Genomic DNA, 11907 nt, shown 5'->3' with positions numbered 1-11907 from the left:
AAATTAGCATCTAAAAGAATGGATACAACCTCTTTTGCACTTAGACATATTGGCCCAAGTTCTGAAGAACAAAAGGCGATGTTAAACACAATTGGTGTTACAAGTATTGAACAGTTAGTTTCGGAAACAATCCCAGCTGGAATAAGACTAAATAAAGAATTTGACTTAGATCCAGCCATGAGTGAGCAAGAATATCTTGGTCACATTTATAAACTTTCTCAATTAAACAAAGTCTATAAATCATATATCGGATTGGGCTATCACCCAGCCAATCTTCCTGCGGTAATTCAACGTAATATTTTAGAGAATCCAGGTTGGTATACTGCATACACGCCTTATCAGGCAGAGATTGCACAGGGTCGTTTAGAGGCATTATTAAATTTCCAAACTATGGTTATAGATTTAACCGGAATGGAAATTGCAAATGCGTCATTATTGGATGAAAGTACGGCTGCTGCAGAAGCCATGGGATTATTATTTGCTGTTAGAGATAGAGCCCAGAAAAAAGCTGGAATAAATAAGTTCTTTGTTTCAGATTTAGTTTTACCACAAACTATAGCGCTTTTAGAAACACGTGCTACACCTATCGGTATTGAACTTGTTATAGGGAACGAGGCTGAATTTAATTTAACTGAAGAGTTCTTTGGTGCTTTGGTTCAGTATCCAGGTAAAAATGGTCAGATTACAGATATAAAATCTTTTATCGAAAAGGCAAATGCATCTAATATTAAAGTTGCTGTAGCAGCGGATATTTTAAGTCTTGTTTTACTTGAAGCTCCAGGAAAATTTGGTGCGGATGTAGTGGTTGGAACAACCCAAAGATTTGGTATCCCAATGGGCTATGGTGGTCCTCACGCGGCTTACTTTGCAACTAAAGAAGCCTATAAAAGAGATGTGCCAGGACGAATTATTGGAGTAACAAAAGACACCAATGGCAATCGTGCACTTCGTATGGCGTTGCAAACACGAGAGCAACATATTAAGCGAGACAAAGCGACTTCTAATATCTGTACGGCACAAGTATTACTTGCTGTAATGGCAGGAATGTATGGTGTATATCATGGACCAGAAGGACTTAAATTTATTGCCAACAAAGTAAAGGACTCTACCTCAACTCTAGCACAAGCGCTTGAAAAATTAGGATTAGAGCAAGTCAATACACATTACTTCGATACACTACAGATTAAAGCTGATCCTGTAAAGGTAAAATACGAAGCAGAAAAGAAAGAGGTTAATTTCTACTACCCTGACAACAATACAGTGACTATTTCTATTAATGAAACGACTACTGTAGCTGATCTAAACGAAATCATCTCAATTTTTGAAAAGGTCACAGAGAATAAAACAGAAGAAATTACGGCGATTGAAGCAGATAATACTATTCAAGACAATTTAAAGCGTACATCTGAATTCATGACTTATGATGTATTCAACTCCTTCCATTCAGAAACTGAATTGATGCGTTATATCAAAAGATTAGAACGCAAGGATTTAGCCCTTAACCATTCTATGATCTCTTTAGGATCATGTACAATGAAACTTAATGCAGCATCAGAGATGTTACCATTGAGTTGGGGAAGCTGGGGAAATATGCATCCATTTGCTCCAATCGATCAAGCCGCAGGTTATCATTTAATGCTTAATGCACTAGAAAATCAGTTAACAGAAATAACCGGATTTGCAGCGACATCGCTTCAGCCAAATTCTGGAGCTCAAGGTGAATTTGCAGGATTAATGGTTATTAAAGCATATCACGAATCAAGAGGTGATCATCACAGAAACATATGCCTAATACCATCGTCCGCTCATGGTACAAATCCAGCGAGTGCAGTTATGGCTGGTATGAAAGTGGTTGTTACCAAAGCTTCTGAAGATGGAAATATTGATGTAGATGATCTTCGTGAAAAAGCGGAATTGCATAAGGATAACTTATCAGCCTTAATGGTTACCTATCCTTCTACACATGGTGTATATGAATCTGCCATTAAGGAAATTACTCAAATTATACATGATAACGGTGGACAGGTTTACATGGATGGTGCAAATATGAACGCACAAGTTGGTTTAACTAATCCAGGTAATATTGGTGCTGATGTTTGTCACCTCAATTTACATAAAACATTTGCTATCCCACATGGTGGTGGTGGCCCAGGTGTAGGACCTATTTGCGTTGCAGAACAACTTGTTCCTTTCCTACCAGGAAACCCAATAATTAAAACAGGTGGTCATCAAGCTATTTCTGCAATTTCGGCCGCGCCTTTTGGTTCATCATTAGCATGTATCATTTCCTATGGTTACATAAAAATGTTAGGTGCAAAAGGATTAAAAGAGGCTACTGAAGTTGCTATACTAAATGCCAATTATATCAAAGAACGCTTAGAAGGTTATTATGACACGCTTTACACTGGCGAAAATGGTAGAGCTGCCCATGAGATGATTATCGATTGTCGCGATTTTAAAGCTAAAGGAATTGAAGTTGTAGATATAGCGAAGCGTCTTATGGATTATGGTTTCCATGCACCAACGGTATCTTTCCCAGTTGCAGGTACAATGATGATAGAACCAACTGAAAGTGAAAGTAAAGCAGAGATGGATCGTTTTTGTGATGCTATGATTTCTATTCGAAAAGAAATTGATGAGGTGACCAAAGAAGAACCAAATAATGTATTGAAAAATGCACCTCACACGCTAGCAATGTTGACATCTGATGAATGGCTTTTACCATACACGCGAGAAAAAGCGTCATTCCCGTTAGAATTTGTACGAGACAATAAGTTTTGGCCAACGGTAAGAAGAGTAGATGAAGCTTATGGTGACAGAAATTTAATATGCAGTTGTGCTCCTATTGAGGACTACGTAGAGGCATAATTATTGGTTTTGAACATCGTAATTCTTAGCACCCTTAATTTTAGCCTAAATTAAATAGTGTTATTTTGCAAACTATAATAAACTAATAGACTTAGACTAAACAATATGGGCATTAGAATAACAGGAACGGGAAGCTATATACCAAAGAACATCGAGAAAAATGAAGATTTCCATCAACATGAATTTCTCAATGCCGACGGCAGTGCTATAGATTATCCAAATGAAGTTATTGTTGAGAAGTTTAAAGCCATTACAGGTATTGTTGAGCGTCGTTATGCTGACAAGAATTTAACATCCTCGGACCTTGGTTTTTTAGCTGCACAAAAGGCAATTGATGATGCTAATATAGACCAAGAGGAAATAGACTACATTATCTGTGCTCATAACTTTGGAGATGTAAAAGCTGATGCGATTCAAAGTGATATATTACCTTGTTTGGCATCGAGGATAAAGCACAGTTTAAAAATAAAAAATCCACGTTGTGTAGCTTACGATATTCTATTTGGATGTCCTGGTTGGGTAGAAGGCGTTATACAAGCACAAGCTTTTATCAAAGCAGGAATGGCTAAGCGATGCCTTGTAATCGGAACGGAAACATTATCTAGAGTCGTAGATAAACACGATAGAGATTCCATGATTTATTCTGATGGTGCTGGTGCCAGTATTGTAGAAGCAACTGATGATGAAGGAGGAATATTAGCTCATGAATCGGCATCCTTTACTTATGACGAGGCCTATTATCTTTTCTTTGGAAATTCGAACAATAAAGAATTATGTAAAGACACACGCTATATAAAAATGCATGGTCGCAAAATCTATGAATTTGCATTAACAAACGTAGCCCAGGCAATGAAATATTGCTTGGATAAGAGTGGTATAGATATTTCAGAGGTAAAGAAGGTTCTTATTCACCAAGCCAATGAAAAAATGGATGAAGCTATCATCAAAAGGTTTTATAGATTATACAAAGCGAAAGCACCAGAAGACATTATGCCCATGAGCATTCATAAACTTGGAAATAGCTCTGTAGCAACAGTACCTACCCTTTTCGATTTAATTCGTAATAATAAATTGAATGACCATGAAATCAATAAGGGTGATGTTATTATTTTTGCAAGTGTAGGCGCAGGGATGCATATTAATGCTATTGTTTACAGGTATTAAGCGCACACCTCATCTACTTCAAGTCTTTGTAAAATATTTATGTACGAAAAATCATTTCCTGATAAACGCTTTAAACTTACCCTTCAGTTTTTAAAAAAGCACATTGACACCTCAGAGGCTATATTAGACCTTGGTGTTAGTAATCCATTGTCAGAAATAATGATTGCCAATGGCTACACGGTTTCAAATACAAAGGGTGAAGATTTGGATGAAGATAGAAGCCTTATTGAAAATTCTGAAGTCGATGTTGTAACAGCTTTTGAAATTTTTGAACACCTTCTTTCACCGTATGAGGTCTTAAAATCCATCAATGCTAAGAAAATAGTAGTGAGTGTGCCATTGCGCTTATGGTTTGCCTCAGCGTACAGAAGTAAGACGGATTTAAGAGATCGTCACTACCATGAGTTTGAAGATTGGCAACTAGATTGGCTACTGGAAAAAACGGGTTGGAAAATAAAAGACTCATCCAAATGGACAAATCCAATCAATAAAATTGGGATAAGACCAATTCTTCGACGATTTACAAAAAGGTATTACATAGTATATGCTGAAAGAGTTTAACTTTGAATACGATTACCATTCGAATTTTTGAAGTTTTATATTGTCATACCTGCTCATAACGAAGAAAAGTTTCTATCCAAAACATTAGATTCTTTAGTTCAACAGACGTTATTGCCAAAACAGATTATTGTTGTTAATGATCATTCTACCGATGGCACAGAAGACCTCTTAAAATCCTATTCAAAAAATTATTCTTTTATAGATTTTGTGAACAACAAATCGACTGCGACACACCTGCCTGGTGCTAAAATTATTAATGCTTTTTATAAAGGTTATGCATCTTTGGATGACGAGTTTGATGTGATTTGCAAATTTGATGCTGATCTTATTTTTCCTGAAAACTATCTCGAGGAACTAGCCAATCATTTTAGTAAAAACCCTAAAATTGGTATGGTATCAGGATTCTGTTATATTAATCAAAACGGCAAATGGATTTTAGAAAATTTAACGCGAAAAGATCATATCAGAGGCGCATTAAAAGCTTACCGTAAATCTTGCTTTGAACACATAGGAAAATTAAAACCATCTATGGGATGGGATACAGTTGATGAACTATTAGCAAAGTATCATCAGTGGGAAATCTTAACAGATGAATCCTTACATGTGAAGCACCTTAAACCAACAGGACAATCTTATAATAAAGCGTCAAAGTATTTGCAAGGGGAAGCCATGTACAAAATGCGATACGGTTTCACCATAACCTTAATCTCAGCATTAAAACTCGCCTATAAAAAAGGAAGTTTCAAATTATATAAAGACTATATGAGAGGTTATTTTAAGGCAAAGGCTAATCATATAGATTTTCTAGTTTCCGAAGAAGAAGGTAAGTTTATTAGAAAATTACGCTGGCAAGGTATTCTCAAAAAGTTATCCTAATCAATTACGAAACCCAACACGTCACCAGTAGCTCCATTTGGAAAGCTAATACCCAATAAAGCCGAAATAGTGGGCGCAATGTCTGGTATTACAGTCTTTTTAAAAGTCTCCCCTTGTCTAATCCCCTTACCAAAAAATAAGAGTGGAACGTGCGTATCGTAATTAAGTCCACTTCCATGAGTTGAACCTGTTCTGCTATAAGCGATATGAGCAATATCATCTACAACAATAACATCTCCAGACCGTTTTTGATTAAATCCATTTTGTAACAGCGTTTCAATACCAGTAGTATAATTGGTACTATTCATCGTTGTTGCAGTATATACTTTTGCAATATTTGGATAACTTATTTGCTCATCTACTAAGGCCTGCTCTACTTTATGAATATCTAAACCTAACTCCTTTAACTTTGCCTTATTAAAGAAAATCTGGTTATTACTTACATTCTCAACAATATCAGTAGTCCCATAAGCTTCAGTGAGAAATTGCTGGAAGCGTTTTTTTCTATCATTATAATCTAAATATCCAGCAGGGATTTTAGCAGATTTTAAATAGGCAGGTACATTCACCGCACCATGATCGGCAGTTAAAAACACAGTATATTCATTTTCCCCTACGTTTGCATCCAGATAACTAAATAATCGTTCTAAATCTTTATCAAGCCTTATATAAGTATCCTGAATCTCTTTTGAGTTGACACCAAAATTATGACCTACATAATCTGTGCTAGAAAAACTAATGGTTAAAACATCAGTGTGGTTATCTTTTCCTAGAGATTCACCTGCAATAGCAGCTAAAGCAAAATCCATCGTTAAACTATTCCCAAATGCTGTAGGTCGCAAGACATCATATCCACCATTCTCTTCTTTTAATTGATTTAAGTCGTACGGGAATGTTGCTGTCTCCTTGCCTTTAAAACCGCCTTCAAAATCATTAAGATCCTCTCCACTTTCAGTGTAAGATTCTATAGGATAAAACGTATCCCATGTTTTAAAATAAGATGCAGCCTTATCAGACGCATTAAAATCATTCACCCATTTTGGTAAATCAGTTCTGTAAAACGAACTTGTGATCCAAACACCTTCATCCTTACCATGAAACCAATACGCTGTATTTGCAGTATGTCCTGCTGGTAAAATGGCACCACGATCCTTAATAGCAATACCAATAGTTTTACCACGCATTTGAGTAAACAACCGATTTTCATCCGCAAAACTTGTGGTCAGCATTCTATTTGGTGACATTTTTCCTGCCTTGCTTTTTGTACCAACAGATTCTACAGCATCATCTTGCACACAATACACAGATGACTTTTGTTCTCTACTATACCAATTGTTCGAAATAATGCCGTGATATTTTGGTGTTGTTCCTGTGTAAACTGAGGCGTGGCCAGGACCTGTATAGGTCGGTACGTAATTAAAATGGTTGTTTTTACAATTAAAACCTTGACTCATCATTCTCTTAAAACCACCTGTTCCAAATTTAGATTCAAAGCGTGTTAAATAATCATAGCGCATTTGATCAACGACTATACCCACAACAAGTTTTGGCTTTGCGTTTTTAGTAGCTTCAACTACTACTTTATTTTGTGCGACGCATGAGACAAAAACCGAAAAACAAATAAGCAAGGATAAGATTTTTTTCATAATAACAAGCCGATTATTAGTCCTTCAAAAATACAGCTTTTAACTCATCTTGGTTTAAATTAGCGTTAATAAACTCATCTTTTTTTATACTTTAGCGTTAAGAATTTCTTACATGATTTACCTTCATAATATTGGCACTTACTTTATAATGATTAAAGACATGTTTCGTAAACCAACGAAGTGGTCTGTAATGAAAACACTTATATTAAAGGATGTTGATGACCTTATTATAAACAGTTTAGGAATTGTAGCGTTTATATCATTTTTTGTCGGAGGTGTTGTTGCAATACAAACATCATTAAATATAAGCAACCCTTTAATTCCTAAGTATTTAGTAGGGTTCGCCACTAGACAATCAATAATTCTTGAGTTTGCTCCAACGTTTATATCTATAATTATGGCAGGTAAAGTTGGTTCTTTTATAACCTCTAGCATTGGTACTATGAGAGTTACAGAACAAATAGATGCACTCGAGGTTATGGGAATAAATGCCATAAACTATTTAGTATTTCCAAAGTTTATTGCGCTTACCCTTTATCCTTTTATTATTTCTATCGCCATGTTTTTAGGGATTGTAGGAGGTCTTGTTGCCTGTGTTTATGGTGGCTATGGAACCTTAGAAGATTATATAGATGGTGTTCAAAATGACTTTATCCCATTTCACATGGCCTATGCATTTATAAAAACAATGGTTTTTGCGTTTATTTTGGCCACTATTCCTTCCTTTTATGGTTACTTTATGAAAGGTGGTGCCCTTGAAGTTGGAAAAGCGAGTACAACGTCATTCGTATGGACTAGTGTCGTTATAATTCTTGTTAATTATTTAATCACAAGTTTACTTTTAGGCTAATGATCGAGGTAAAAGATTTACATAAGTCATTTGGAGATGCCCATATTTTAAAGGGCATTACAACCTCCTTTGAAAAAGGCAAAACCAACCTTATTATTGGTCAGAGTGGCTCAGGAAAAACAGTTTTCCTCAAATGTCTATTAGGATTATTTCCGTTTGAAAAAGGCGTAATTTCGTATGATGGCAAAATATTCAGTGAGTTAAGCTCAGACGAGCGTCGCGATTTACGATCAAAAATGGGAATGGTTTTTCAAGGTAGTGCCTTATTTGATTCTATGACCATTGCGGAGAATGTGATGTTCCCTCTTCGCATGTTTACCAAACAAAATAAGAGTGAAATGGAAGATCGCGTGAATGAGGTTTTAAAGCGTGTTAATTTACCGGAAGCTCATAATAAAATGCCAAGTGAAGCATCTGGAGGTATGCAGAAAAGAGTTGCTATTGCGCGTGCTATCGTCAACAACCCAAAGTACCTTTTCTGTGATGAACCAAATTCAGGACTGGACCCTAAGACCGCCATTGTTATCGACAATCTGATACAAGAAATCACCGATGAATATCAAATCATAACTGTCATAAATTCTCATGATATGAATTCAGTTATGGAAATTGGTGAAAAAATAGTATTCCTAAAAGATGGCTATAAAGAGTGGGAAGGTTCTAAGGAAACCATTTTTAGAACCGATAATAAAGCCGTCACAGATTTTGTGTATTCTTCTGAATTATTTAAAAAAGTAAGAAGAATGTACCTCGAGGAAAATGACTAAAAATTACTCTCTTGTAATTAAAATAGAATCCACCTCTAACTTATATTTTAACCACTTCTCAAGACGCTGTTGATCCTTTGTTATAATATCCTCAGAAAGCGAATCTTTCCACTTTACCTGGAACATATATGTGGTATCTAACTTCTTAAAATCTGAAGATATAATATTAGCTAGTGCAAGCTTATCGATGTTGTCATAATTAAGCTTTACCTCCTCTGAAATTGTGGCAAATGGGACTTGATTTCTCTCAAGAACTTCTAGTGTCTTAACTCTGTTCTGCAAGTAATTAATTCGTGCATCTTTAGATAGTAAATCTAATGAGTCTCTGAGCCTAAGTTCTTTCATAAATTTAAAACCTTCAACATCAGAGTTTTTAATAGGATCGTAAAACAGTTGGGCTCCACTTCTCACTAAGGCAGGATAATCACTAATTCTACTTCTTAATAGTGTTATGGTTGATTCAGGAATTTCATCCAAACCAAAGGAATTTAATTCCATAAATGGTCCACGATCACTTTCATATTCAAAAACAAAATTTCGTTTTATATAATCTGAATGTGGTAGTCCACTCAATTCAGATTCTCGAAATAGTTCTGCTTCCATTTTAAAATTACTCTCCTTGTAAACATCCCAAAATGTAATTCCAGCTGGTATCATAACTACAATAGCAACCAAAGTTGCTAATCTTGCAATACGCTTTCTCTTTGCTGAATTCGCATATTTAAGCATTGGAAAACGCAATAGCTTTAACACTATAAAAGTGGCTAAGGCAATGAAAATACTATTAATGGTAAAAAGATACATGGCGCCAATAAATGCCGCCCAGTCATTAGCCAATCCATAACCTGCAACACATAAAGGTGGCATTAATGCCGTTGCAATTGCAACACCAAAAATGACAGAAGCTATCGTTCCTTTTTTGGTTCGGGCTATTATTAATGCCAATCCACCAAAAAACGCAATTAGTACATCCCTAAAATCAGGTTTGGTTCTACCAAATATTTCACTATTTCCAACATCTGCCGTTGGGAAAAATTTAAAAAATAAAAAAGCCGTCAATAAACTGAGCACAATCATAGTTGCTAAATTTATTAATGACTTTCTCAGTGTATCTATATCATTAATTGCAATGGACATCCCAACACCAAGTATTGGACCCATTAATGGAGAGATAAGCATGGCACCGATTACCACAGCTGTACTGTTGGCATTTAACCCAACCGAGGCAACCATTATCGAACAGATTAATATCCATGCCGTTGCGCCTTTAAAAGGAATATCACCTTTTATGGCTTCTATTGTAGCATCTCTATCAGTGTCTTCTCTAAAATCGAGGAGTTCACTTAAAAATGTTTTTATACTTACAAAAAGCCCTTGGGCATCTTGCTTTACCGCTGCTTTTTTTTCTTCTACAGCTTTATCTTTATCTAATTGTTGTTGCTTTTCTTCCTCTTCGGAAAAGTTGAATTTATTTTCCTCCATTAAATATTAACCATATTCTTCTCCAAAATTGGCCTTCACATTTTGAAGTACTTTTTTAATATCTTGTTCTTTAGCCTTAGGAAAGATAAGTAAAACTTCGTCTTTATCAACAATTATATAATCATTAAGTCCGTCAACAACGACAACTTTGCCCTTTTTTGACCTAATCATATTTCCTGAGGCCTCATCTAAAATAACTTTAGAATTAACAACAGCATTAGCATTATCGTCTTTATCTAATTTGTCATATAGACTTCCCCAAGTGCCAAGATCATTCCAGTCAAATGTCGCAGGAATCACATAGACATGCTTACTCTTTTCCATGATGGCATAGTCTACAGAAATATTTTCTGCCTTCCCGTAGTTCTCACGTATAAATTCATCCTCAAACTCCGTGTTGTAAACACTAATACCACTTTCAAAAAGTGAAAACAACTCTGGTTGATTAGCCTTAAATGTATCGACAACGATTCTTACATTCCACATAAAAATACCAGCATTCCATAAGAAATTACCTTGTTGCAGAAATGATTTGGCGGTCTCATAATCCGGCTTCTCCCTAAATTGATCTACTGACTTTATTTCATTAGTTGATGCTTTATCATACTCTATATATCCATAACCTGTATTAGGGAATGTTGGTGTAATACCAAGTGTCATAAGTGCATTATTTGATTCACAAAAATCAAATGCAGTTTTTACATTATGAGAGAATGCGTCCTCGTTTTCTATCCAATGATCACTCGGTGCAACAATCATGACAGCGTTTTCATTTTCTTTTTGAATTTTTAAAGAAGCATATAAAATACATGGTGCTGTATTACGCATGGCTGGTTCTAAAACAACCTGTCTTTTCGTAACACTTGGCAATTGTTCAAAAACCAAATCATTGTAACGCTCATTGGTTAGAATAAAAATATTTTCTTCAGGTATGAGCTTTGCTAATCTATTAAAGGTTTTTTGAATAAGTGTTTCTCCAGTACCAAGCATATCATGGAACTGTTTTGGAAAATTCTGTGTACTTACTGGCCAAAATCTTGAGCCAACACCACCTGCCATTAATATGGCGTAATAATTCTTATTTTTCATTATTTGATAATTTCTACTTCTGCATTTGGATTAAACAAATATAACCTACCTGTCTCAATCTCAACACATTCTATTCGTTTTCTACGTTTGTTTCCCTTTTTAAAAACCCTACCATTATAGAGTCTAAAATGCTGGCCTGAAGGTACTTCAAATACAAAAGTCTTAGTTGGTCCTTCGTCGAATTGCTTTAAAGCTAAGGCGAGTTGCACGTCTGTGTCACTGGATGCCCTTGGGTTCTTAAAATGCTTAGCTAAAAGTGGCAAAAGGTGATTTGGGAAAATTTCTGGCCTAATAAAAGGTAACATTAAGTGCTGAAATGTTAGTTTCCACTCCTTCCCATGTGGCTTAATGGCTCTTCCAAATTTATCATAAGCTTCAAAATGAGAAATTTCATGAATTAATGTAATAAGAAACCGATAAGGATTTAGATTAGAATTGATGGTAATTTGATGTTTACCATTCGGTAAAGCCCTATAATCGCCGTGTTTAGTCTTTCTTTCGCGCTTTACTATAACTTGTAAATTCTTATCTGAAAGGATTTCAAAAACCATTGCCTTTGCCTCAGCAGGCAAGAAATCGAAAAGCGCATTATCCATGCAAGATT

General features: G+C 35.5%; 10 protein-coding genes. 6 read left to right on the top strand and 4 right to left on the bottom strand.

The annotated features are described in order from the left end of the window. Nucleotides 1-18 precede the first annotated feature (18 nt). The 4 genes from gcvP (at nt 19) to ACRHOC_RS13585 (ending at nt 5469) form a co-directional block, all read left to right on the top strand. A complete protein-coding gene (gcvP, locus tag ACRHOC_RS13600; RefSeq protein ID WP_431159195.1) occupies nt 19-2868 on the top strand; it encodes an aminomethyl-transferring glycine dehydrogenase in 2850 nt (949 codons plus the stop codon). Between the two features lie 105 nt (nt 2869-2973). Beyond that, nucleotides 2974-4032 (top strand): 3-oxoacyl-ACP synthase III family protein, encoded by a 1059-nt coding sequence (locus tag ACRHOC_RS13595; protein ID WP_431159194.1) that lies wholly within the window; start codon nt 2974-2976, stop codon nt 4030-4032. A 39-nt stretch (nt 4033-4071) separates the two neighbouring features. Beyond that, the gene (locus ACRHOC_RS13590; protein ID WP_431159193.1) at nt 4072-4593 is read left to right on the top strand and encodes a methyltransferase; all 522 of its coding nucleotides are present in this window, start codon (nt 4072-4074) and stop codon (nt 4591-4593) included. Between the two features lie 27 nt (nt 4594-4620). Beyond that, nucleotides 4621-5469 carry a glycosyltransferase family 2 protein gene (locus tag ACRHOC_RS13585; RefSeq protein WP_431159192.1) on the top strand — a complete coding sequence of 283 codons (849 nt, stop codon included), beginning with the start codon at nt 4621-4623 and terminating at the stop codon, nt 5467-5469. On the opposite strand, the gene pafA is transcribed toward ACRHOC_RS13585, so the two are convergent. Next, nucleotides 5466-7115: an alkaline phosphatase PafA gene (gene pafA / locus ACRHOC_RS13580; RefSeq protein WP_431159191.1), complete on the bottom strand. Its 1650-nt coding sequence runs from the start codon at nt 7113-7115 to the stop codon at nt 5466-5468. The genes ACRHOC_RS13585 and pafA overlap by 4 nt on opposite strands. 112 nt (nt 7116-7227) lie before the next feature. Between pafA and ACRHOC_RS13575 the strand changes: the two genes are divergently transcribed. Further along, nucleotides 7228-7965 (top strand): MlaE family ABC transporter permease, encoded by a 738-nt coding sequence (locus ACRHOC_RS13575; RefSeq protein ID WP_431159190.1) that lies wholly within the window; start codon nt 7228-7230, stop codon nt 7963-7965. Continuing rightward, entirely contained in the window at nt 7965-8732 is a 768-nt protein-coding gene (locus ACRHOC_RS13570; protein WP_431159189.1) for an ABC transporter ATP-binding protein, read from the top strand. Before ACRHOC_RS13575 ends, ACRHOC_RS13570 begins: the two co-directional genes overlap by 1 nt. Before the next feature lie 3 nt (nt 8733-8735). Here ACRHOC_RS13570 and ACRHOC_RS13565 read toward each other — a convergent pair whose 3' ends face one another. The 3 genes from ACRHOC_RS13565 to ACRHOC_RS13555 are packed head-to-tail and all read right to left on the bottom strand — an operon-like array spanning nt 8736 to nt 11899. Beyond that, nucleotides 8736-10214, bottom strand: coding sequence for a DUF389 domain-containing protein (locus ACRHOC_RS13565; protein ID WP_431159188.1), 1479 nt, complete (start codon nt 10212-10214; stop codon nt 8736-8738). A gap of 6 nt (nt 10215-10220) precedes the next feature. Then, a complete protein-coding gene (locus ACRHOC_RS13560) occupies nt 10221-11303 on the bottom strand; it encodes a mannose-1-phosphate guanylyltransferase (protein ID WP_431159187.1) in 1083 nt (360 codons plus the stop codon). Continuing rightward, nucleotides 11303-11899: a SprT-like domain-containing protein gene (locus ACRHOC_RS13555; protein WP_431159186.1), complete on the bottom strand. Its 597-nt coding sequence runs from the start codon at nt 11897-11899 to the stop codon at nt 11303-11305. The genes ACRHOC_RS13560 and ACRHOC_RS13555 overlap by 1 nt, the downstream gene beginning before the upstream one ends. Nucleotides 11900-11907: the final 8 nt, after the last annotated feature.

This window comes from Winogradskyella poriferorum, assembly GCF_050618035.1.
GTDB lineage: Bacteria > Bacteroidota > Bacteroidia > Flavobacteriales > Flavobacteriaceae > Winogradskyella > Winogradskyella poriferorum_A.
Note: the sequence above shows the minus strand (reverse complement) of the source record. Positions and strands in the feature narration are given on the sequence as shown.